This window comes from Akkermansia sp. 54_46, assembly GCF_001917295.1.
In the GTDB taxonomy this organism is placed as follows: domain Bacteria; phylum Verrucomicrobiota; class Verrucomicrobiia; order Verrucomicrobiales; family Akkermansiaceae; genus Akkermansia; species Akkermansia muciniphila.
Map to the genome: position 1 here is coordinate 273465 of NZ_MNUD01000001.1, position 23254 is coordinate 296718.

Sequence of the window (23254 nt, forward strand, 5' to 3'; positions counted from 1 at the left end):
TTTATCATGAATACCATTATTATCGGCTCCCAATGGGGCGACGAAGGCAAGGGCAAAATGATCGATTTCCTGACGGAATCCGCCGACGTGGTGGCACGCGGCCAGGGCGGCAACAACGCCGGCCATACTGTAATTGCCAATGGAAAGAAATATATTCTCCACCTGGTTCCCTCCGGCATCCTGTGGCCGGACAAGCTTTGCGTCATCGGTAATGGTGTGGTGCTGGACCCCATCGGCCTGGTGGAGGAAATCAATGAACTCCGCGGCCAGGGCGTGACCATTACAAAAGACAACCTTCTCATCTCCGACCGCGCCCACGTGGTCCTTCCCTTCCACAAGGAAATGGACGCCGCCCAGGAATCCGCCCTCGGCAAAAAAGCCATCGGCACCACCAAGCGCGGCATCGGCCCCACTTACGCGGACAAGGCACGCCGCATCGGCGTGCGCATGGCGGATATGAGGGATCCCGCGATTTTTGACGAAGTGCTGCGCCGCCGCATCAAGATGGCGAATGCGGAAATGGAACGCATGGGCCTTCCCGCTATGGATGAAGAAAAAATGGTGGCGGAAGTAAGCGCCGCCGCGGATGTGCTGCGCCCCCACATCACCAACACCATTCCGGTTATGCACGAAGCCGTGGCCTCCGGAAAAAGCATCCTCTTTGAAGGGGCCCAGGGAGCTTACCTGGATGTGGACTTCGGAACCTATCCGTTCGTCACCTCCTCCAACACCTCTTCCGCCGGCGCCTGCACCGGCACGGGTGTTCCTCCGCACAAAATTGACCGCATCATCGGCGTCTGCAAGGCCTACACCACCCGCGTGGGCGCAGGCCCCTTCGTCACGGAGGATGAAGACATCTCCAACCATCTGCACAGCATGGGCCGCGAATTCGGCGCCACCACGGGCCGCCCCCGCCGTTGCGGTTGGTCTGACGGCGTGCTGCTGCGCTTCTCCGCCATGTTCAACGGTTTTGATGAAATGGCCATGACCAACCTGGACGGCTACGACAAGTGCCCGGAAATTAAAATCTGCACGGGTTACGATCTGGACGGGGAAATCCTGGCTTATCCGCCCGCCACAGTGGATGAATGGGAACGCTGCAAGCCCGTGTATGAAACGGTGCCCGGCTGGATGCAGGACATTTCCTCCTGCCGTTCCTGGGAAGAGATTCCGGAACAGGCCAAGAAATTCGTCAAACGCATGAGCGAGCTCATCGGCTGCCCCGTCACAACCGTGGGCGTAGGCCCCGACCGCGAACAGACGATTGCCGTGCAATAAACCTCGGCAGTTCTCGTTATTATTTCCTTCAAAGCAGTTCCGCATACATGGCGGAACTGCTTTTTTATTGTCAGCTAATAAAGGCCGAACACACGTTTCAACGCTTTCTCCGCCACCGTTTCTCCACGGCAGCGGCATGGGAAAAACTTATTTTCCACCCTGCATCTTTGCATGAAGCGCGGAAATGCCTCCTCTAAAACACATGAAAACGGCAATTTTGCCGCTTCCAGGTCAGGAAAAAACAAATAAATATCATCCAAAACAGCCCAGCGGAACTGGTGAAGCTGCCGTTGGAAAGCCCATGCCTGGGAGTTCCCGGAATGATTTGACGGATACGGATACTTCCCTCCTGATGATAATAAAAGAGGAGGCGGGATCTTTCCCGCCTCCTGTAAAACAGCAATTGGACTCCCCGGCTCAGGCACATCTGCGGCGCATCATGAGGGCAGCCAGACCAATCAGGCTGAGGGATGCCGTGGCCGGTTCGGGAACGGCAGCCGCCTCAATGGCATTAAGATTGGCTTCCTGGGAAGCATTAGCCTGCAACGTGGTATTATCCACGACAAGGTATTTGACGTAATCCGTGCCATAGGTAAATGAAGTCAGGGCTCCGAACCCGCTCGCTTTCAACCCTGAATCCTGACCACCATAAGTGGTGGCGGTTCCTTCGGAATCAACCAGGGTCAGGTAAGTCCAGGTTCCGGTGCTGGTAATCTGATAAGTGATGGCGGCGGATTCATAGCTGTTTTCGGTGAACAATTCCTTCAATCCCGTATTCAAATTGAGTTCAGAACCGTTGACAGAAGTAATCGTGCGGTTGTAGTTCTCTCCTTGCCAGGAACCATAAATGCCCGCCGTGGGAGTTCCTGAAGAAACGTAGTTGAGGCCCAGGCCGATCATATTATTATTGGCGGAAAAAATATTCGCCTTGACGTTACCTGCCAGAATGGCGTTTTGGAAAGCCTGAGCGTCCAGGGCCATGGTCACGGAGAAATTGCCGTAACCGGAGTTTATACCCTCCGTCAGGGTATATGATCCGCCTGCTGCCTGCAATTCACTGGAATCCAAAGTAAGGACGGTTGCCCCCTGAACCATGAGGGAAGAAGCTACTACACAAGAAAGCAAAAATAATGTTTTCTTCATTTGACTGTTCTAGGTTGAAAAGAAAAGAGCGACGCGCTCTCCCAGTGCGGTACATATAGGGGATTTAGAATCCGGGAACAATAACAAATATTGAAAATCAACGTCTAATTCATCTTAATCAGTTGTTTTTTAATATCATATATAATTTCTGGTCTTTTTTTATTTCATCTTATCCGAATACAGGTAAATATGTTATGAGAAGGAGAAAATATTTAAGTGCGCAGCGGATTCTAAATTCGCAATAAAAATTACAGAGAAAATCTGATGCTTTTTTCCCGTTTTACATTCCTTTTGGCTCCCTCACCCGACGTACATTCAGACAGCCCCCTGCAAAAAAACAATAATCTCCCTAAGCTACCATGTTCCAACTGGTTCCACTTCTTTTTCGGAAGGAATACGGCGGTGGGAGCTGCCCCTCCGCTTGCCCTATCATGCCTGTCTTAGGAAAAGGCCCCTGAAGGACAGCCCGCCTTTCCTTTTTCCGGAAAGACGGTGAAAAACGGATATTCGTGTCAGCATTTAAACGGAGTTATGATACTTCCGGGAAAAGCCTTGTCTGACTGTCTGTATGAGACATGCCATTCTTCCCTCCATGTGCGCTGTTGCCGTCGCAGCCTCCTGCAGTCCCACCCTTGCCCAACAGGCGGCTCCCGCTGCGGCGGCTTCCCCTGCTTACCTGAACACGGAACGCGGTCTGCGCGTGAAAACTCTGGAAGGCAGGGAAATAAGCCCCAGCCTGATGAAAGGAATGCGCCCGGAAGAACAAATCACCAAAAGGACGCCCGGCGTTCCCACCAGGCCCAGCGTACTGCTTCAGCATGAAGGCGGAACTTCCGCTCCCGGCCTGGAATGGTTTGCGGCCAGGCCCCTTAAAATGATGCCGTACCTGGACAGTTCCTACGTTTTCGGCAATACCTGTGCGGAACCGAACGCCTGGATACGCGAAGACATGATTTCCACCGGAGCGCAAAAGCTCAAGACCGCTCTCTCCAGATACGGCATTACTTATTCCGCCCAGTTCGGATTCAACTACACGGGGCTGACGGGCGGCGGCCTGAACGGAAAAACGGATTTCCCCTCCTACAATGGTTCCCTGCTGACCAATATCACCATCTTCCGCAATCATTCCACGGGCAGCGGCCTGTACCTGGCCTCCGAGTTCGACTTCGGCAACGGCTTTGACTTCAATGAAGGCAGTAAAGGCCCCAAAACCACGCTGGGCTCCCTCCAGAACCCCACCAGCTCCTTCCAGGGCCCGGACCCCCACCTGAGCAACCTGAGCCTGGCATGGGTGGGAGCGGGAGGAAAGCTTCTGCTGATGGCGGGCCAGCTGGACACCACCAACTACATGGACCACAACGCTTACGCCAATTCCCATAACAATAACCTCACCAACAGCGTTTTCGGCAATAATCCCGTACTCCCCCTGACGGATAATTCCCTGGGATTCCATTTCGCGTGGCAGCCAACCACCTCCTTTTACGTGATGGGAGCCACCGCCGCCAATAACATGGCTCAAAACCACAATCCTTTCCGGAACCTGAATTCCGACAATTGGACGAACGTGCTTGAATTCGGCTACGTGGCGGAAGATTTTTGCAGCATGGGCCCCGGCGTGTACCGCCTCCAGCCCTTTTTCACCACCAGCAACGGTGAAAACGGGGGCGGCGTGGCCGTAAACTTCCAGCAGCAGCTGGGCCGCAGCAGCCACCTGGGGTGGTTCTTCCGCGGCGGCTGGGCAAGCGATGACGCAGCCACGCTGACCGGCGTACGCTGCGCGGCCACCACAGGGCTGGTGCTTCTTTCCCCCTTCCGGGGAAAGGGCGCATCCAATGACGGATACCTGGGCCTCGGTTTCCTCTGGCAGCAGGGGGCTAAAAAGAACGGCCCGTACGTGAACAGGAATGAATACGGCATTGAATTGACGTATGTGGCCCAGGTGACGCCCACCATGACGCTCCAGCCTGATATTCAGCTTGTCAAGAATCCCGTCAACGGCCGCAGGGGCCAGACGGCGGTGGTTTTCCAGATCCAGAACGTCTGGTCCTGGTAAAAGCCCTTCCGGAAAACTGGAAAATATTGATCGCATTTCCCGGAAATCCTGTCTAAATGGAAATGTTCTTATTTGGACCACGCACATGAAGCGCATTCAGCAACCTTCCATGCAGGAGGCGGAGCAGGCCTCCCTGAATCATGAGATTTTAAATACATGGCGTCCCGGGGAAACTCTGGGGGAACACATGGAGCGCCGCGGCGTCAGCCGGCGCGAATTCAACAAGTGGTGCCTGAAAATGATCTCCCTGATGGGCGTTGCCACTGTAACGGGCGGCATTTCCAACGCCCAGGAGATTGCGGACAAGATGGCCGCATTGAAACGTCCCGTAGTCATCTGGCTCCAGCTTCAGGAATGCACCGGATGCCTGGAAAGCACTATCCGCAGCTATAACGAGGAAATCGGGGACATGGTGCTTTCCGCCGTCTCCATGCCTTACGTGGAACTGCTGATGGCCCCTTCAGGAGAGGCCGCCAATCAGGCTCTGGAAGACGCGATCAGGGAGCCCCACATCCTCGTCATCAACGGGTCCGTTCCGGTTAATGACGGTGGGGTGTACTGCACCGTGGCCGGAGATACCGTGGAGAACATGCTGCGCCATTGCGCGGAAAACGCCTCCCATATCCTGGCCGTGGGTTCGTGCGCGTACTTCGGCTCCATCCAGGCCGCCCGTCCCAACCCCACCGGGGCCGTGGGCATCCGGGACATCCTGACAGACCGCACGGTCATCAACGTGCCCGGCTGCCCGCCCATCGGGGACGTGATTACGGCCGTCATCATGTACATCCTTACATTTGACCGCGCCCCGGAATGCGACCTGGAGTCGCGCCCGCTGATGGCATACGGCACCCGCATCCACAATAATTGCCCGCGCCGCGCCCATTTCGACGCCGGACAGTTCGTCAACGTGTTTGACGACGAGAACGCGCGGGAATGCTTCTGCCTGTACAAGGTGGGCTGCAAGGGCCCGGATACGTTCTCTCCCTGCCCCATCGTCAAATGGAATGGCGGCGTCAGCTTCCCCATCCAGTCCGGCCACCCGTGCATCGGCTGTACGGAGCTGTACTTCTTTGACCGCATGACTCCGTTTTACAAGACGCTGCCGAACGTGAACGGCTTCGGCGTGGAAGCCTCCGCCAACATCATCGGGGCTGTGGGCGTAGCCGGCGCCGGAGCGGCAATCGCCGCCCATGCCGTGGGCTCCGCCATTCATTACAGGAAGCAGCACATGAAGGAGGAAGCAAACGTCTCTCTGCCCGCCTTCGGGGACGCTCCCGGCTCGCCCGACAAGGACACTGAAGAATAGCCAGAAGCCCTCACCACCAGATTACCATGAGCAATTACACATCAGCGGACGTTCCGGAATCCAGCCGGGTGGTCATTGACCCGGTAACGCGCATCGAAGGCCACCTGCGGGTGGAAATGGAGGCCGGGGACGGTGTCATCAAAAATGCCTGGACGTCCACCACGCAGTACCGCGGCATTGAGGTGATCGCCTGCAAGCGGGACCCCCGGGACGTTTGGGCTTTTGTGGAACGCATCTGCGGCGTCTGCACGGGTACGCACGCCATCGCGGCCCTGGCTGCGGTGGAAGACGCGCTCCAGTACCCGGTGCCCGTCCAGGCCCGCCTCATGCGAGACCTGGTCAGCGGAGCCCTGGGCATCCAGGACCACGTCATCCATTTTTACCAGCTCCAGGCCATGGACTGGGTGGACGTGATGTCCGCCCTGAAGGCGGACCCCGCGGAAACCGCCGCCATCGCCAAGTCCCTTTCCGACTGGCCCCTGTCCTCCGCCGCGTATTTCGCCGGAGTGCAGAAGAAGCTGAAGGACTCCATCGCCTACGGGCAATATTCCATCTTTACGAACGGCTACTGGGGCCATCCGGCCTACAAGCTGCCGCCGGAGGTGAATCTGCTGGGCGTGGCGCATTATCTCCAGGCCCTGGTCTGGCAGCGGGACATGATCAAAATCCACACCATCCTGGGCGGCAAGAACCCGCACCCGAACTTCCTGGTCGGCGGCATGGCCTGCGCCATCAACATGAACAATGACCAGGCCATCAACCAGTTTTCCCTGAGCTACCTGAAGCAGCTGGTGCAAACCTGCCACGATTTCATTCATAAAGTATATTATCCGGACATTGTAGCCATCGCCGGATTTTATAAGGACTACGCCCACATTGGCGCGTCCAACCCCAACTTTTTCTGCACTGGGGCTCCGTCTGAAATCAACACGGGCGCCCCCGCCGGCAAAGGCATGATCAAGCCCGGCGTGCTTCTGAATGGGGATTACAGGAACGTGCTTCCCTTTGACCAGGACAAGATCAGGGAATTCGTCACCAGCTCCTGGTACAGGTATACGGAAGGCAGGGACGCGGGCCTGGCTCCGTATGACGGGGAGACGAATGCGGACTACAACGGCCCCAGGCCGCCCTACAAGTGGCTTTCCGACCACCCGCAGTACACCTGGGTGAAAGCCCCGCGTTATGACGGCCACGCGATGGCCGTGGGTCCGAACGCCCGCATGATGATTGGCTACGCCCAGGGGGTTCCCGCCATCGTGGAACGGGTGGATGCCGCCTGCGACAAGCTGGGCCTGCCGCGCGACAACGCCTTCATGAACTCCACGCTGGGCCGCGTATACGGCCGTGCGCTGGACGCCCTGATCAACGTGGACATGATGGTGGACCAGCTCCAGGAAATGACGGACCGCATCAGGAACGGGGAAACCTCCACCTTCAACCCGGAAAAATGGGAACCGGAAACCTGGCCCTCCTCCTGCAAGGGCGTGGGCTGGGTGGAAGCGCCCCGCGGCAGCCTGAGCCACTGGGTGCGGATTGAAAACGGCCAGACGGTGAATTACCAGGCCGTAGTCCCCAGTACATGGAACAGTTCCGGACGGGACGCGGCGGGGCAGATGGGGCCATATGAATATTCCCTGGCCCATACCGGGAAACACCCGCTGGTGGACCCCTCCCGCCCGGTGGAACCCCTGCGCACCATTCACAGCTATGACCCGTGCCAATCCTGCGCCGTCCATTTGTTTGACGAAGAAGGGGAGGCCATTCTGACCAGACAGGACCCGTGAAAACGACTCTTATCGATAACGACCTCACCCTGGCGGTGGAGGATGCCATTCCGGCCAGTCCGGTGTACGCTCCGGAAGAAATCCTGGCTCTGGCCGTGTGCGCCTCCCCCAACGGCAGCAGGGACGCGGGAGACCTGGCCCTGCTCCATGCCGCGCGGGAACGCGGCATAACCCTCCCTTACGCCCAGCGGGAAAACTCCTGGGAGGCTCCCTCCCGGGAAAGGCCGTACAGCACGGCTGTTCTGAAAGCCGCAGACAAGGCGGACGCCTCCCCTTTCATGGTAGCCCGCGGCAACCTGAAGGCGCTGGAAAAACTGTGCGAAGTCAGCTCCCTGGAAAAGGAGCGCATGAACAAGGCCTTTGAAGAGCATTCCCCCTCCGGCTTTGAACCCGTGGCCGTGGCCGTCCACCGGTCCGGCGCGCCGTGGCGCCTGTTGGGCGTCGTGCCCATGCACGCCATGAGGGACGTGCGCCGCCTCTCCATGGCCAAGGCCAATTTCCGCTATTTCCACGTCTGGGACTGGCCTCTGCGCGTGCTGCACTGGACGTGGGTGCTCTGCATCATCGGCCTGTCCGCCACAGGCATCTGCATCGCGGAAGGGTGGTTCCTGAAAATGGGGGATCTGCACGGGGCTTTCCAATTCGGAACGCTCCGCTTCGTGCATTACGCGCTGGGGTGGATTCTGGTGGTGGTGATGATGCTGCGTTTTTCCTGCTTCTTCATGGCCTCCAACAAATACCAGAGTTTCCGGGCCCTGTTCCCCGTTTCCAGACAGGAGTGGAAGGATTTGTACGCCACAGCGGTGGACTACCTGTTCGCCCGCAGTTATGACGGCCCCCGCTACATCGGCCACAATCCCCTGCAGCAGTGGACATACACGGGCGTGTACGTCCTGTTCACCACCATGGTGGTGACCGGGCTGGCCCTGTATGCCCTGTATGAGCCGCGCCACTGGTTCTACCGTTGGTTCATGCCGCTGAACGACTTGATAGGCATTCCGTACGTGCGCCTGGTGCATTTGATCGGCATGTGGTGCTTCATCATCTTCGCCATGATCCACGTGTACCTTTCCATCCTTTCCGGGAACGTGGACCGGGACGGCACCATCTCCTCCATGTTCAGCGGCGGACGATGGCTGCGCAAGGGCGTCAAATTCCGGGATGAATAACCTCTCCGCCCTCCCCTTGACATGAAATTGGAGCCATACACGGAAGAACTGCGGGGCTGCCCCGTGAAGGGAAATGCCTATCCCGTGCTCGTGCTGGGCATCGGAAACCCGCTCATGGGGGACGACGGAGCAGGCGTGGAGCTGGCCCACCGCCTCCAGGAACGGGACTACGGCCCGCTGGTCCACGTGGAGGAAGGGGGAACGCAGGGCATGACCCTGCTTCCCCTGCTGGAAGATGCGGACACGCTCATCCTGCTGGACGCCGTCAGGACGGGGGCCCTGCCGGGAACCGTCGTCACGCGCAGCCGGGAAGAACTGCCGCGCCACTTTTCCCGCGTTATGTCTCCCCACCAGATAGGCATGAAGGAAGTGCTGGGGGCGGCCCAGCTGTGCGGCACCCTGCCGCGCGCCATCACGCTGGTGGGAGTGGAGGCCCTGCATACGGATTTCTGCCGCCCCATGTCCGCGGAAGTGCAGGAAGCCTTGCCGAAGGCGCTGGACACGGCGGAGGCCCTCATCGCCCGCGCCCTGGCGGAACATCAGGCCCAGAAAAACGCCCATGCATGAAGTAGGCATCATGGAAGGCGCGCTGGACATGGCCCGGCGGCTTATGGAAAAACGCGGAGGGAACAGGCTGAGGCGCGTGTACATGACCATCGGCAGCCTGAGCGGCGTGGTGCCGGAAGCCCTTCAATCCGCCTTCCTGGCCCTGAAAGACTCGTATGCGGCGCAGGATGCAGACCTGGACGTCGCCTGGGTGGAGGCCGTGTGCCGCTGTGACGCATGCCGGGCGGATTTTTCCTTTACGGAACACGGCTACATCTGCCCCGGCTGCGGAGAACCGGCCCTGGCCATCCTGCGCGGGCAGGAACTGGAGCTGACCCGTGTGGAGTGGGAATGAACAGTGCCCCTTCCGGGAAAAATAAGGGAAATTTACGCGAACACTTTCCCCGGATGGATGGTCTAATACCATTGGAGCGCATCCATCGCGCTTCAAACGTCAAACCAACTATGTAACCAGAGCCATGAGCAATATCAACCCATTCATTCTAACAGGGATGATGCCGCTTTCAGCCTCATCCATGAACCGTGTCTCCTACATGTGCCCGGTCACCATCAGCAATGATGTAGTGCAGGGCCAGACGGACATTCAGGATTCCCTTACCGTTGATTCCGGCGGAAATCTTTACATCATCAACGCTCCTGTTTACGTGGGCGGCCCCAACCAGCCGGACCACGGGCACCGCACCGCCCACCTCGTCATCCGGAACGGAGGCGCCATGACGCTCTTGGGCAACCTGCCGGACCATATGACCGTTTTCCTGGGGGACAAGGCCAACGGCAGCCTGGAAATCAACGGCGGTCGCCTTCTGATGGGCCAGGGGCGCATTCAGGGCGCCAGGGAGCATGAAGGCAGAATCGCCATGACGGACGGCTGGCTCTTCGCCTCGGAAGTGGATCTGCCGGCGGAGGGCTCGGAACTCGTCATCAGGCACGGCCTGATGCGTATCAGAAAACTCTCCGGCAATGCATCCACCCGCATTTACGGAGGCGTTCTGCACGTAAAGGAGGAAGCCCGCGCCAGCCGCATCCATCTGATAGACGACGGCGTGCTGCTGCTGGGCAGCGTCACCAGTCAGCCCTCCGCGGATGTCATGGCCGGAGCGGGCATCAACTTCCGCGGGGACGGCGGAGCGCTGGTAATCCGCATCCCCCACCCGGAAAACGCTCTGACGCGCACGCGGGAAGCGGAACATGTCTTTGACGAACTGCTCCGTAGGGGCAAGCTCTTTCATGACAGTGAACCCATGACCAGCTTCCAGGGGTTCCATATGAGGGAGTTCACGGGGCATGACGGACTGGCGTACGCCGCGCTGCGCCCCTCCGCCCAGCTGGACGCGGAACAGAATCAGGTTACCCGCCTGCTCCATACGTTCATGTACGGCGGCAGTGAAAAGGACATGCCCATCTGAACCCCTCCGGCAAATGGAAAGCCCTCATCAAAAAACCGCCGGCATTCCGTACCGGCGGTTTTTTCATCTGTTGATCTGCTGAAAAACGGAAAAACGTTATTTCAGGAATTTAATCGTGAAGGGAGCCACATAATCGTAATTCCCGTTCGCCGCCTTGACGGCAGCAATAATGGAGAAAACGATCCAAGCGATGACTACCACGGGGGCGAGCACGAACCCGATCAGGATCAAACATGAAAGACAGGCCGCAACCGTATAAATCGCCCAGGAAATCTGGGCATTCAGAATATTCTTTCCTACTTTGTCCACCAGAGAGTTGGCATCCTTCCAGACCAGCCAGCAGATCAGGGGCGGAATAATGTTCACGCCGGCGGAGCCTCCGAAAAAGACAGACACCAGCGGAGAAACCGCCGTCAGGATATATCCGATTGTTTCTCAGGGGCGGGCTCCTGAACCGGTTCCTGGATGATTTGTTGTTCTTCGTCCATAAAAATAAAGAGATGGAAAGCGGATGAAGGTGAACGGAAACCTTTTCCGTTTCATTCCGCCTTGATGAGACCTTTTTTACATATTCCTCCCCGTAGTCAAGCTTCCAGACCGTCCGTCCCCTGAATAAAAAACGCTCTCCGGCAATCATCCTTGCCGCCACGCAGGCCGGAATCCATACTGCCGGGCATGGCCCATGCCCTGACGCTGCTCGTCTTCTCCGCCTGCCTGGGGGCCTGTGCTCCGGGAATACCGGAGATTCCGCCTCCCGCTTCTTCCGTCACCCGCCGTGAAGCCCTGGCAGCCAGCCGGGCCTATACCTCCATGATTTGGCGGGGCTCTCTCCGGAATGTCCGCCACGGAACGGACGGGGACGGCATCCGGACAGACACGCCGGACGCCTCCGCAGCCGGAGATGATGCCGGAGCATGGTGGAAGCCGGGCATGCGTTCCATCGGCATGCCGTATAAATGGGGCGGCTTCGACACCCCGCGGCAGTTCTCCGAACGCCTGAAGGCGGACGCAGCCAACGGAGGGGCCCCCGCCGCGGCCGGAGACATGGGCACCCCGGAAAAGCAGGCCGCGGGAGACGCCGCCGTCAGCCGCTTTGCCGCCGGAGTGGACTGCTCCGTCTTCGTCTCCCGCTGCTGGCGGCTGGACAGGCCCTTTTCCACACGGGAACTCCCCGCCCTCTGTAAAAAGAAACCCGGCATCCCCATGCGGCAGGGATGCCGGGCCGGCCAAGTACGCCCCGCCAAAGGCGGCGGACGTTCACATGCCGGGAATTACAACGGCTGTACGTTCATATGGAACACCTTCCCCTGGAAGGAGGAGCCAAGTTCCTTCAGAGGCAGAATGAACGTGGAACGGTGCACTTTGGGACGATGCTTGAAGTTGTCCGGAAAATCCTTGGACTTGTCGGAAAAATTCTTCAGCACGGCAGTTCCGGCAGGCTCCCCGTCAAGCAACAGGCTTGTTTTTTCCGGTTCTCCCACAATTTCCACCTTGACCTTCTTGCCTACGGGCAGCTTGGCGCCGAAGGAAAATTCCAGAGAATCGTCACGGCGGAATCCGACGGTGCCGTCCTTCATGACCGCAAGCAATTCGCCTTCAGGAGCGGAAAGAAGCACCTGCTCTTTCCCTTCCGGAGCGGCAGTCAATTCCAGTTCCATCGTCAGGCGGTAATTCGGCCCCAGGGCAGGTTTGTCCAGCTTCTGGGGGAGGGAGGAAGGCTTCACCGTAAAGGGCTGGGCATCCTTCCATTTGTGCAGGGGATTGGTGCGCGGAGCGTTGCCGATGGAGGAAACCAGCTCGCGATGCTGCTCAAACGTATCCGGAGCCTTGGCGGTTCCCCACAGTTTCTGGCTGAGCACGTCCATGGAACCGGAAATGATCCCCCAAATGTCATAAGGGGCGTACCCCGTATGCATAATGTCCGTTTCATCATTCCAGACGGCGAAGGTGCCCCCGAGGAGCTGGGGATGCCCGGAAGGCAGCGTTTCATTGCCGATGCGGTTGGGAATCCAGTTATTGTACAGCCCCTTATGGTTTCTGTCCATCCGGTAGTAACCGGCAAAGGGAACGATATAAAGGGCCCCGTCGTTCGTATTGATCACATCATAGCCCTGGTTGACGGCCTCCCACGCTCTCATCCAGCCGGTATTCCAAAGGTTCATCTGGACGCCCTTGCTGACTACCGGGGTCTTGCCCGGCTTGGTGCTCAGGCTTCCCCAGATGCGGGGCGTATAACCGCGCTTGAGGGCATGGCTGAGCACGGCGTTCGCAAAGTGGCGGTAATCTTCCTTGTCCCCATAGAATTCATCCGCCCCCACATGCACCACGCCGCAGTCCGCGAACACGGGACGGCCCAGCTTGGGGTCCTTCAGCAGGTATTCGTCAAAAACCTTGCTCACCAGGTCAATCGTTTCCGGGTTGGCGGCGTCCAGCATCTCGCAGCGGCGCTTCTCATGATTCATGGGCCCTTTGTAAATGAGATCGGGCCGCAGGCGGGTGAAGGAAAGGGCATGCCCCGGAGTGTCGAATTCCGGAACAATATTGACGCCGTACTTCTTGGCATAGCTGACCAGGTCGGCGAATTCCTTCTTGGTATAAAAAAGGTCCTTGGCCGTCAGGGGCGTGCCGTCCTTCCCCTTCATGTTGGATTCCAGGCGGAAGGCCGCGTAGCTTTCCTTGAACGGATCATGGCCGTTGTCCACATAGTGCTCGTGGAAAATATAGTTGTTGTTGATGACCAGGTGCAGGTCATTCATCTTGTACCAGGCCATGGTGCGGATCACGTCCTTCAGGTAACTGAGGGGGTAAGGCGTGCGCGCGACATCAAGCATGAAACCGCGGAGCTGGTAGCGCGGGAAATCCACGGCCGTGCCGCAGGGCACGCTGCCGGGCGTCTGGCGGAGCATCTGCAGCAGGGTGCGCGTACCCCAGAACAGGCCGGTGGGAGCCGCCGCGCCAAGGCGAACGCCATCCCTGGCAATCTGGAGCCGGTATCCTTCCCTGCCCAGATTGCCGCCCTTCAACAGGGAAAGGGAAATATCCGCCTTCGCCCCGGGGGCGACAAGCTTGACCTTCTTTCCCAGCACGTCTTCCATATCCGCCGCAAATAATTTGCCCAGCTCCTTGTCCGGGCATGCTATGGTGACCGTATTCCCCAGCTTATATTCTCCCTGTCCCCCCTTCCATTGCAGGATTTCCGGGATGATCCGCGGCTTGGGGTTGCCCTGGGCGGCATGAGGAGCCTGCAGCATGATTTCATAATCCTTGCTGACGGCTTCCTTGCCGTCCTTGGTCACCTTGAAGCTGACGTTGACGGGGGTATCTGAAATAACAGGGGCTATCTTGCCTTTGCTGTTGACGAGCTGCTCATAGTCGGCCCCCAGCAATTTAATCTGGGCTCCGGAAACGCTCGGCATGGGCAGCTGCTTCGCTCCGGCTTTCACCGGAGGGATGGAAAGGGAATCCGCAATCTGCTTGGCGTCCTGCCCCATCACGGGAGACGCGGCAAGAACGGCGATCATCAGGAATAGGTTTTTCTTCATGTTTTAGTCTTGTTTAGGAAAAGGAAATGTCTGATTTGCTCCAAAAACTACGCGCCCGCCGCCCCTTTCTTGCAGAGAAAGGGAGAAAAGCGGAAGAATTCTCCCTCTCTCAACCGGGCGGGACGGACATTCCGCCCAAACGGATTGCCGCGCGCCGGGCTTCATGAAGGAAAACCGCCGGCCAAGAGAGGCTTTCCCTCCTGTTCCAATAAATTATTATCCCAAAGAACCCGTTGTTGGCAAGATAAAAAACGTGGAGCCCCGGGCTGCAGGGAAAAAAGATGCCGCACGACGGCAAAACGCCCCCCCCACGGCAAAAAACGGGAACCGGCCGTCCCTATTAGGGCGGCCCGTTCCGGACAAAAAATAAAATCAGGCGCGGATATCAATCACCTCTCCGGCGGGAAAGCGCACCTTGGCCTCGCGGGCATAAGCGTCATCCTTGGCGCGGTAGCCCAGAGCCACCCCCACCACAGAGCGGTACGGCGTACCGTCCAGGCCCAGGATTTCATCATACTTGGCGCGGTCCATGCCGCCGATCGTGCAGGAATCCACCCGCAGGGCGGCGGCGGCGCTGAGCAGGAACCCCACGGCAATGTACACCTGGCAATCCAGCCAGGCATGCATCTTTTCCGGAGCCAGAGCCTCCACGTAGCTGGTATAAAAATCGGCGGAGGAAGCCAGTTTTTCAGCGGAGGGTCGGCGCGTGAATTCAATCTGGGCCAGGTAACGGTCCACATCCCGCCTGGTGGCGTCGCGCCGGGAGCACAGCACCACGTAATGGGAACAGTCCTCCACCTGGGACTGGTTCCAGGAAACCTCCCGCAGGCGAGCCTTCAGTTCCCTGTTGGTCACGACGACAAACTTCCAGAGCTGAAGCCCCAGGGAGGAGGGACTGAGACGCAGGCTTTCCGCCAGCGCATGCCAGGTGGGCTGTTCAAGACGGGCTTCAGGATCAAATTTTTTGCAGGCGTAACGCCATTCCAGACCGTCAATATACTGTTCCGGGGAGATCATCATGCAGGGTGAGACACGAAAAACGGAAAAACTGTTTAAAGAACCTCTTTCAATACCTCAATGCAGCGGGCGTTCTCCGCAGGAGTGCCCACGCTGATGCGTATCCATTCCGGCAGGCCGTAACCGTCCTGCGCGCGGACGATGACTCCCCTGGCAAGCATATCCTGGAACACCTGCTTGCCCCGGCCCACTTTCACCAGGATAAAGTTGCCCTGGCTGGGAATCCATTCCAGGCCCATTTCCCGGAAAGCCTGCTCATAAAAACGCATGCCTTCCTTATTATTCTCCACAGTGCGGCGCACATGCTCCCGGTCCTCCAGGGCGGCCAGGGCGGCCTCCTGGGCCAGAACATGCAGGTTGAACGGAGCACGCGCCTTGTGCAGCATGCTGCAAACCGGTTCCGGCGCAATGCCGTAGCCCACGCGCAGCCCCGCCAGGCCGTAAGCCTTGGAGAAGGTGCGCAGAACAACCACGTTGCGGCCTTCTCGCACAAATTTGAGGGTATCCGGAGGATTGTCGGAAAACTCCCGGTACGCCTCGTCAAAGACCACCAGCACATGTTCCGGGACCTTCGCCATGAAATCGTCTATTTCCTGCTGTCCCACTACGGTGCCTACGGGATTGGTGGGATTCGTAATGAACACGACGCGCGTATTCTCCGTAATAGCGGCCAGGAAGCCGTCCAGGTCATGCGTCCAGTCCTCCTTGTTGGGCACTTCCACGTACGCGGCGCCAAACAGCTTGGACATGATAGGGTACATGGAAAAGGCGTGTTTGGCGGCCACCACCTCCGCACGGGGATTCAGCAGGGCATGGCAGATCAGTTCAATCACTTCGCTGCTGCCCGTGCCCACTACCGTCTGGCCGAACTCCACGCCGCAGAACTCCGCAATAGCGGAACGCAGGCGGAAAGCCGCTCCGTCCGGATAAATGTTCACGCCGGCAGCCGCACGGGCAATCGCCTCCACCGCCTTCGGGGACGGCCCCAGAGGATTTTCATTAGACGCCAGTTTCACAATATCATGGGGATTCAGGCCCAGTTCCCGGGCCGTCTCCTCAATCGGCTTGCCCGGCTGATAAGCCACCAACTCCAGCACATGCTGATTTGCGAAACTCTCAATACTCATAGCGGCGGAATGTTACCGCCATTCCCCGTTTCTGGCAATACGGATTTCCATCCGGCCGGCCCCTGGGAAGATGACAGCCGTTTAGAGAATCTGCGCTGGCGGAAAAGTGGAAACCTTTTCCGGAATTTTTCCATTCTTCCTGCAACGCCCTTCTACCGGAGAAAGGCAGCCGTCCACTTTCTCCGGCAGATTTCCGCCTGCTTTTCATGACGGACCGCCCAAATATGAAGGAGCACAGCCCCGGAATTCTTCAATGCCCCATAAGGTCAAAAACATTTCCCTTAAAAAGCGAGACGGCATTCCGTGACGGACGGTAAACCGGCCCCCTGCCCTCCTATTTTTTACGGCTGCGGCCCCTGCGCGGGCGGCTGCGCAGGGTCTGGTACCCGGCCACGACAAAGGCGAACGCAGTCACCGCCAGAAAGGAACGGAACAGCCAGGCCAGAAGTTCCCAGTAAATCTCCTGAGTCATGCGGAAGGTTTTTTACCGGAATCGGGAACGTTCCCCAAATCTTCCCGGAGGCGTTTGACGGCACAGGCAATCAGGGTGGCTTTATCCAGCTGGCAGCGTTCCATGTTCAGCGCGTCCGCTTCCGCATCCCGGAAAAAATGGACCGATAACGGCATTTTCCCCTTGATTTGAATTTTTTTCTGACTCTTTTTTTTATTTTCCGTCTTCATAAAAATCCTTTTTTTGGTGCAATAACGGCCTTAACAGCCCTTTTGCGCCCCTACAATGCACCTGATGTCGTCATGCTGAGTTCCGAGGATTACAAACTCATCGAAGAAGCCGCCAGAAGGGACAACATGACGGTGGAGGAATGGGCGGAAGCCACCCTGATCAAGGATGCCCAGAAGAGGATGAAAAATTATTACGACGACAGCAGCCTTCCGGAAGATGTATCCCTGGCGGCGGAAGTACCGGAGGAATACGGAGCTCCCAGACGTTCCGGCCCTTCATCATCTCCGCCCTCTTCTGCCCGCCGCAAGCCGCGGCAATAAATCCTGGAGGGCATGGCATCCCGCTGATGTCCCGCCTGCCTGCCGGCTTCCGCCAGCGTGCTGTTCCGCGGAGGGCTTCCCCAGGCGCCGGGAACACCTCTCCTTTGTTGTGCGCCGAATCAACTTTTCTCTTGCTTGCCGTTCTCCAAAAGTTCTATTTCCGTTGACTGTGAGTCAATTATTTTATCTACTGCTTTTTCCCGCCTTTTGTTTCCCGCTTTCGGCCCGCGCGAAAGCGGTTCCGCCGTCTGTTCCCGCCGTCTCCGTCAGGATGGTGCATCCGGACAGCCAGGAGCTGGACCGGGAAAGGAGCCCTGTTCCGGAAGGATACACGCCTTATACATACGAATTCCGCGGCCGCCATGGAAAAATGCAGCGGGAACGGCTGTTCCTGAAAAATACCCCCATCATCACGGAATCGGAAGTGGAACAGGCAAGAATTGAGCCGGAGAGAAGAGAATGCCTCCACATCACCCTGAATACACAGGGCGGAAAAACCATGAAAGCGGCAACCTCCGCCATGAATCTGGGCCGCGACAGGCTGGCCCTCGTCGTTCAGGGAAAAATCAAGTCGGCCCCCGTGGTACAGGCCGTCATATCCCGTACTTTTGAAATCTCCGGACTGGACGGAAAAAATGAAGCCTCCGGACTGGCGGAACTGCTCAACCGGCAGGCACCCACAGAAAAAAACCCACCCTTCATTTCACAGGATCTGGCCCTGTACGCCGTCCATCCGGAAAGCCGCCGTCTGGTGGAAGAAGGAGTCCTCCGCGTACCGGGCTTCAGGCTCTGGAAGCTCCCGGCGCACCGGCAGGAAAAAACGGGAGAGGAAGAATATCTGTTCCTGGGGAATTCTCCCATCATTTCCGGAGACTGCGCCAGGCATGCGGAGCCAGATATGGAACATCCGGGAAGCCTGGACATCACCTGGAACGAAGAAGCATTCCGTAAACTGGAGCGGGCATCGGCCGGACTACGCCCCGGCAAGGACAGGATTGCTGTCGTTCTGCGCGGAACCATTCTGTCCACCCCCTTATTCCAGGGAATGCCTTCCCGCACTACTCTTATTCCCGGTCTGGGGGATGACAGCCGGCTGGATGCCCTGTGCCGGGCCATCAACAACACCCTTCTGCCGCTGACGGAACAGCAAAAACGGCATGTGAGGGAAAACGTGGCTCTTTATCCCATCCATCCGCGCAGCCGGGAATTGGAACAGCATTTTCTTCCGGAACTTCTGCAGGGAAAATCCATCCGCCTGAAAAGCGGATTCCGTTCCATCCCCTATACCTGCCCCGATTTCCCGAACCCCGTCCGGACCTATGTCTTCATCCGCCCGGAATCCCTCATTGGGCCGGAGGACATTCAGGAGGTGGAACGCGACCAGGATGGAACAATCTCCTGCCAACTGCTGCCCGGGGCATGGGAAAAAGCGTTAGCTTTCATGAAGGCAAACCCTGCGGGCCAAGTGGAGGCGGCAGTTGTTTTCCGGGGGAACATGCGCCTCCGGTTTGAAATCAAAAGATTCTCCCTTCAACTGTGGGGGATGCCTGTGCTGGATTCCATCCAGCCAAATTCTTTCATTTACCTTCTTGAGCCGGAAGAAGAGCAACGGATGTACCGGGAGTCCTTTCACCTGGCAATCTACGGCTTCCTGGAACCCGTTTGCCCGTGGTTCTTTAAAAGCTCTCCCGTGTTCCGGGCATGGGGTTCCCGGCGTCCCTTTCTGATGATTGACTCATCCCTGAAAGGCCCCTGATTAAAGGAATCGTTTCGTCGCACGCGCCATGCTGCGCTTGCCGTCGGCCGGTATTTTTCACATGGGCCAGATACGGCAGAAGGAACGGGGCAAAACGTTTCAGGGCAAAATAAAACAGGACGATGGCCGCAAACACCAGCAACGGCGTGAAGAAGGCGAACAGGCTGGATTTCATGGCGGGAGGCAGGAAACCGTAAATGGGCCAGTGCAGCATGAACGTCAGAAAGCAGGCGGGAGCCAGCAAAGCTATTTTCGCAGACAGGCCGGGCAGGTGCTTTTCCATCCAGATGCCTGCGTACATGATCATCATGACACCCAGAAGCATGCCAATGGCCGTCTCTTTCCACAGGGGGATCACTCCGGCGGAATACAGCGCTATCAGTACAACGGGCATAAAAATGCTTACCCAGAAAAAAATGCCGAATTTTTTATTCATCAACAGATGAATGTCGTCAATCCGCCGGGAACTGAGCGCAACGCCCAGCAGGTAAAAAGCACAGGTTCCAATGGAAATCGTCTCCGTGTGGTCCGGGGCCGTGTTGAAGAAACAGAAAAAGAGGAGCACCGCAGGAAACAGCAGGATTTTGACGCGGACCAGAAGAGGCGTCAGCAGCGTGAGAATGATAATGTCCCTCAGGAACCAGGAAGGGCCGATGGGGGGAACGGCATGGGAGTCATCCGCGGAGAAAAGGTTCATGCCCGGAAGAAAGACGTCCCGGATACCAATTAAATTCTCAAGGCGGAAGGAAGCGCCGTCATGAGGCAGGACAAGGAACACGTACAATATATTCCAGAACATGAACGGAATGAACAGCCATAAAGCCCGGTTAAAAGCCTTGTTCCAGGTAATGTTCCTGCCCAGGAAGTACCCTGCCAGCACCAGGAAAAACGGAACCCTCCCCAGGTAAAAGAGATGGAGGCTCACCGCCTGGAGAAAGGGGGAGGACAGGTGGACGTACATGATCAGAAGGGCTGCAATAACCCTTGATACGTCAATCCATAAGACACGTTTTGATGGGGGGGGGGGGGGGGGGGGGGAGGGTGAAAAAAAGGGGGGGGGGGGTGGGGGGGGGGGGGGGGGGGGGGGGGTAAGCGTGTCAAGAATCGGAGGCTGGTTTGGGGAGTTATACACTTAAGCGGGGAAAAAGTAATGCAGGCGGGCGTCAAAGTCAAGTATCCGGAACCTTTTCGGGCATGGGCTCCGCATGGGGGCATCCCTGATTTTTTTGCTCGAACCGGATTCGGAGCTTCGCTATATTGGCTCCCGTTATGGCAACACCGGATTTTCATTATCAGGATCCTTTTCCCATGGAAAAGGACGACACCCAATACCGTCTCATCACGTCAGACTATGTGAGCGTAGGCGACTTTGAAGGACATCCCATGCTGAAAGTGGAACCGGAGGGACTGCGCCTGCTGGCAGCGGAAGCCTTCCATGACGTGGCCTTTTTCCTGCGCCCCGCCCACCTGAAGCAGGTGGCCGCCATTCTGGACGATCCGGAAGCCAGCGACAATGATAAAAGCGTGGCCCTGACGATGCTCCGCAACGCGGAAGTGGCGTCCGCCGGCATCCTGCCCTTCTGCCAGGACACGGGCACCGCCACCATCGTAGGCAAGAAGGGCCAGCAGGTATGGACCGGCTGTGACGACTGCGAACAGCTTTCCCACGGCGTTTACGACGCCTATACCCAGAACAACCTGCGCTATTCCCAGACGGTGGCGCTGGATATGTACACGGAGAAAAACACCGGCACCAACCTTCCCGCCCAAATTGACCTGGAAGCGGTGGAGGGCATGAAATACTCCTTCCTGTTCGTCGCCAAGGGCGGCGGCTCCGCCAACAAAACTTACCTTTACCAGGAAACGAAGGCCCTGCTCAACCCGGCCACGCTGAAAAAGTTCCTGGTGGAAAAGATGAGTACTCTGGGCACGGCGGCCTGCCCTCCCTATCACATCGCTTTCGTCATTGGCGGAACCTCTGCGGAAAAATGCCTGAAGACCGTGAAGATGGCTTCCACGAAGTACTACGACAATCTGCCGACTACGGGGAACGAACACGGCCGCGCCTTCCGTGACCTGGAACTGGAAAAGGAACTGCATGAAGAAGCGTGCAAACTGGGCCTGGGCGCCCAGTTCGGCGGCAAGTGGTACGCTCTGGACGTGCGCGTTATCCGGCTGCCCCGCCACGGCGCCTCCTGTCCGGTTGGCCTGGGAGTCTCCTGCTCTGCGGACCGCAACGCGAAAGCCAAGATCACGCCGGAGGGCATCTTTATTGAACAGCTGGAAACCAACCCCGGCCAGTATATTCCGGAAGCCCTGCGCATGACCTCCAGCGAAGCTGTCTCCATTGACCTGAACCGCCCGATGAAGGAAGTTCTGAAAGAACTGGGCAAGTACCCCGTCACCACGCGCCTGAGCCTGAACGGCACCATCATTGTGGCGCGCGACATCGCCCACGCCAAGCTGAAGGAACGCCTGGAAAAGGGCGAAGGGCTGCCTCAGTATATGAAGGATCACCCCGTGTACTACGCCGGCCCGGCCAAAACTCCTGAAGGCTACCCCTCCGGTTCCTTCGGCCCCACGACCGCAGGCCGCATGGATTCCTACGTAGACCTGTTCCAGGAAAACGGAGGCTCCATGATCATGATTGCCAAGGGCAACCGCAGCCAGCAGGTAACGGATGCCTGCCGGAAGCACGGCGGCTTTTACCTGGGCTCCATCGGCGGCCCGGCCGCCATTCTGGCCAAAAACAACATCAAAAAAGTGGAACTGCTGGAATACCCGGAACTGGGCATGGAAGCCATCTGGAAAATTGAAGTGGAAGATTTCCCCGCCTTCATTCTGGTAGATGACAAGGGCAACGATTTCTTCGCGAAAATCCGCGAAGGATGGGCCTGCGCCGGTTGCGGGCATTAAGCCTGACCCGGAAACAAAATGATTCGCGGCCGGAGTCCTTCGGGGCTCCGGCTTTTTAATGCTCCGGTCTCGCTCCTTCCTCCCGGTTCGGACGGCGTGAATATCCGGTGTGACCAACCATAAATGACGGTAAGGGTGAATCCTTAAATCATCGTAAGGGTCAGGAGGTGGGGAAAGAGAAAGGGTCAAGTGTCCCACATGGGACACTATTTTTTTTCAGGTTCGCGGGTGGAGAAGCGCATGAGTTCCGCCTCAAAGCGGAGCGGAATGTCCCCGGTGGGGCCGTTGCGGTTCTTGGCGAGGTGCAGGTTGGCCTGTCCGGCCAACTGCTGCCGCTGGTCCTCGTCGTCGGCGTAGTAGTCGGAGCGGTAAAGCAGGCCGATCATGTCCGCGTCCTGCTCGATAGAGCCGGATTCCCGCAAATCGGACATGCGGGGAATCCCGGCTTCTTTCCCGGCGCGCGTCTCCGGTCCGCGGTTCAGCTGGGCCAGCACGACGACGGGAACCTTGAGTTCCTTGGCCAGGGCTTTCAGGCCAGAGGATATTTCCGCGACTTCGCGTTCCCGGCTGTTGGCCGCCTGTTTGGAGTGGGAACGCATCAGTTGGAGATAGTCCACGCCGATGACGGCCAACTGAAATTCTTTCTATGGGAATTCAGCGCATGCTGGAATCTCCTGTTGACTTCCAGCGTCAGGGCCCCGAATTCTACAACTTCATCAAAGCTCAGTTATCATGATTTTAACCCGCTCAGAACTTGCCAAAATGGCTGAACTTTTTGACGCGCAGGAATTGCCTGACACGTTCCCGGACGAACTGGAATTTTCCTTCCTGGAAGTCCTGGCCCCGACAATGACCTTGAAGGACTATCTCGCCATGCCGGAGCAGGAGCGGCGCAAATGGTGGATTAGCAGCCAAATCATGGAGCCAATCCCCCTGACCGGGCCGGACCCGGAAACGGGGGAAGATCTCTTTGTTACCGGATTTTATTTCGAGCCTGTAGCCCCTAACATCCCTGACCGCATCTATTAACCATGACCAAAGCAAAGCAACTCATCCTTCCTATTTCCTACCCGGATAGCGGACGCTGGGATGCTCCCGTCCGGAAAATCAAAATCGACGAACGGACGTACGCCCTAAGGATGGGGGAACCTGTCCAGCTGGGTACCGTCAAAGAGATTGAAAAAGAAT

General features: G+C 57.8%; 24 protein-coding genes. 12 read left to right on the forward strand and 12 right to left on the reverse strand.

Annotation, left to right across the window (positions count from 1 at the left end; all coding sequences use genetic code 11):
• Window positions 1-6: 6 nt before the first annotated feature.
• Window positions 7-1278 (forward strand): adenylosuccinate synthase, encoded by a 1272-nt coding sequence (locus BHW66_RS01080; RefSeq protein ID WP_046435120.1) that lies wholly within the window; start codon window positions 7-9, stop codon window positions 1276-1278.
• 74 nt (window positions 1279-1352) lie between these two features.
• Here BHW66_RS01080 and BHW66_RS01085 read toward each other — a convergent pair whose 3' ends face one another.
• Window positions 1353-1703, reverse strand: coding sequence for a hypothetical protein (locus BHW66_RS01085; RefSeq protein WP_146018345.1), 351 nt, complete (start codon window positions 1701-1703; stop codon window positions 1353-1355).
• Entirely contained in the window at window positions 1696-2421 is a 726-nt protein-coding gene (locus BHW66_RS01090; RefSeq protein ID WP_046435116.1) for a PEP-CTERM sorting domain-containing protein, read from the reverse strand. Before BHW66_RS01090 ends, BHW66_RS01085 begins: the two co-directional genes overlap by 8 nt.
• Window positions 2422-2989: 568 nt before the next feature.
• Between BHW66_RS01090 and BHW66_RS01095 the strand changes: the two genes are divergently transcribed.
• From BHW66_RS01095 to BHW66_RS01125, 7 genes are all read left to right on the forward strand, one after another.
• The gene (locus BHW66_RS01095; RefSeq protein WP_046435114.1) at window positions 2990-4474 is read left to right on the forward strand and encodes a carbohydrate porin; all 1485 of its coding nucleotides are present in this window, start codon (window positions 2990-2992) and stop codon (window positions 4472-4474) included.
• An 85-nt stretch (window positions 4475-4559) separates the two neighbouring features.
• Window positions 4560-5780 carry a hydrogenase small subunit gene (locus tag BHW66_RS01100; protein WP_233465491.1) on the forward strand — a complete coding sequence of 407 codons (1221 nt, stop codon included), beginning with the start codon at window positions 4560-4562 and terminating at the stop codon, window positions 5778-5780.
• A gap of 26 nt (window positions 5781-5806) precedes the next feature.
• A complete protein-coding gene (locus tag BHW66_RS01105) occupies window positions 5807-7564 on the forward strand; it encodes a nickel-dependent hydrogenase large subunit (protein ID WP_012421152.1) in 1758 nt (585 codons plus the stop codon).
• Window positions 7561-8733, forward strand: coding sequence for a cytochrome b/b6 domain-containing protein (locus BHW66_RS01110; RefSeq protein WP_012421153.1), 1173 nt, complete (start codon window positions 7561-7563; stop codon window positions 8731-8733). The genes BHW66_RS01105 and BHW66_RS01110 overlap by 4 nt, the downstream gene beginning before the upstream one ends.
• A 21-nt stretch (window positions 8734-8754) precedes the next feature.
• Complete coding sequence (locus tag BHW66_RS01115) at window positions 8755-9300, forward strand: HyaD/HybD family hydrogenase maturation endopeptidase (protein WP_215833550.1); 546 nt, start codon at window positions 8755-8757, stop codon at window positions 9298-9300.
• Entirely contained in the window at window positions 9293-9634 is a 342-nt protein-coding gene (locus tag BHW66_RS01120) for a hydrogenase maturation nickel metallochaperone HypA (RefSeq protein WP_022196865.1), read from the forward strand. The genes BHW66_RS01115 and BHW66_RS01120 overlap by 8 nt, the downstream gene beginning before the upstream one ends.
• A gap of 157 nt (window positions 9635-9791) precedes the next feature.
• Window positions 9792-10706 carry a hypothetical protein gene (locus BHW66_RS01125; RefSeq protein ID WP_031931549.1) on the forward strand — a complete coding sequence of 305 codons (915 nt, stop codon included), beginning with the start codon at window positions 9792-9794 and terminating at the stop codon, window positions 10704-10706.
• A gap of 96 nt (window positions 10707-10802) precedes the next feature.
• On the opposite strand, the gene BHW66_RS01130 is transcribed toward BHW66_RS01125, so the two are convergent.
• From BHW66_RS01130 to BHW66_RS01165, 8 genes are all read right to left on the reverse strand, one after another.
• On the reverse strand, window positions 10803-11135 hold the full coding sequence (locus tag BHW66_RS01130; protein ID WP_343124352.1) for a DUF4870 domain-containing protein: 333 nt from the start codon (window positions 11133-11135) through the stop codon (window positions 10803-10805).
• Between the two features lie 155 nt (window positions 11136-11290).
• Complete coding sequence (locus BHW66_RS01135) at window positions 11291-11476, reverse strand: hypothetical protein (protein ID WP_046435112.1); 186 nt, start codon at window positions 11474-11476, stop codon at window positions 11291-11293.
• A 30-nt stretch (window positions 11477-11506) separates the two neighbouring features.
• Window positions 11507-11905, reverse strand: a complete 399-nt coding sequence (locus BHW66_RS01140; RefSeq protein ID WP_215833552.1) for a hypothetical protein — start codon at window positions 11903-11905, stop codon at window positions 11507-11509.
• A gap of 72 nt (window positions 11906-11977) precedes the next feature.
• On the reverse strand, window positions 11978-14248 hold the full coding sequence (locus BHW66_RS01145; protein WP_102758512.1) for a family 20 glycosylhydrolase: 2271 nt from the start codon (window positions 14246-14248) through the stop codon (window positions 11978-11980).
• A gap of 372 nt (window positions 14249-14620) precedes the next feature.
• Window positions 14621-15268 (reverse strand): NAD(P)H-dependent oxidoreductase, encoded by a 648-nt coding sequence (locus BHW66_RS01150; protein WP_012421160.1) that lies wholly within the window; start codon window positions 15266-15268, stop codon window positions 14621-14623.
• A gap of 32 nt (window positions 15269-15300) precedes the next feature.
• A complete protein-coding gene (hisC, locus tag BHW66_RS01155; RefSeq protein ID WP_022196870.1) occupies window positions 15301-16392 on the reverse strand; it encodes a histidinol-phosphate transaminase in 1092 nt (363 codons plus the stop codon).
• 334 nt (window positions 16393-16726) lie between these two features.
• A complete protein-coding gene (locus BHW66_RS01160) occupies window positions 16727-16864 on the reverse strand; it encodes a hypothetical protein (protein WP_022196871.1) in 138 nt (45 codons plus the stop codon).
• Window positions 16861-17019 (reverse strand): hypothetical protein, encoded by a 159-nt coding sequence (locus BHW66_RS01165; RefSeq protein ID WP_153816444.1) that lies wholly within the window; start codon window positions 17017-17019, stop codon window positions 16861-16863. Before BHW66_RS01165 ends, BHW66_RS01160 begins: the two co-directional genes overlap by 4 nt.
• Window positions 17020-17145: 126 nt before the next feature.
• On the opposite strand from BHW66_RS01165, the gene BHW66_RS01170 reads away from it, so the two are divergent.
• Together BHW66_RS01170 and BHW66_RS01175 are read left to right on the forward strand one after the other, a co-directional pair.
• A complete protein-coding gene (locus BHW66_RS01170; RefSeq protein ID WP_286688821.1) occupies window positions 17146-17394 on the forward strand; it encodes a hypothetical protein in 249 nt (82 codons plus the stop codon).
• Between the two features lie 169 nt (window positions 17395-17563).
• Entirely contained in the window at window positions 17564-19150 is a 1587-nt protein-coding gene (locus BHW66_RS01175; RefSeq protein ID WP_249849991.1) for a hypothetical protein, read from the forward strand.
• Here BHW66_RS01175 and BHW66_RS01180 read toward each other — a convergent pair.
• On the reverse strand, window positions 19071-20282 hold the full coding sequence (locus tag BHW66_RS01180; RefSeq protein ID WP_286688822.1) for an acyltransferase: 1212 nt from the start codon (window positions 20280-20282) through the stop codon (window positions 19071-19073). The genes BHW66_RS01175 and BHW66_RS01180 overlap by 80 nt on opposite strands.
• Before the next feature lie 137 nt (window positions 20283-20419).
• On the opposite strand from BHW66_RS01180, the gene BHW66_RS01185 reads away from it, so the two are divergent.
• On the forward strand, window positions 20420-22066 hold the full coding sequence (locus BHW66_RS01185; protein ID WP_012421166.1) for a fumarate hydratase: 1647 nt from the start codon (window positions 20420-20422) through the stop codon (window positions 22064-22066).
• A 206-nt stretch (window positions 22067-22272) separates the two neighbouring features.
• Here the strand turns inward: BHW66_RS01185 and BHW66_RS01190 are convergent, their stop codons facing one another.
• The gene (locus BHW66_RS01190) at window positions 22273-22698 is read right to left on the reverse strand and encodes a DnaB-like helicase C-terminal domain-containing protein (RefSeq protein WP_046435097.1); all 426 of its coding nucleotides are present in this window, start codon (window positions 22696-22698) and stop codon (window positions 22273-22275) included.
• A gap of 100 nt (window positions 22699-22798) precedes the next feature.
• On the opposite strand from BHW66_RS01190, the gene BHW66_RS01195 reads away from it, so the two are divergent.
• The gene (locus BHW66_RS01195) at window positions 22799-23095 is read left to right on the forward strand and encodes a hypothetical protein (protein ID WP_102758513.1); all 297 of its coding nucleotides are present in this window, start codon (window positions 22799-22801) and stop codon (window positions 23093-23095) included.
• The last annotated feature ends 159 nt before the right edge of the window (window positions 23096-23254 follow it).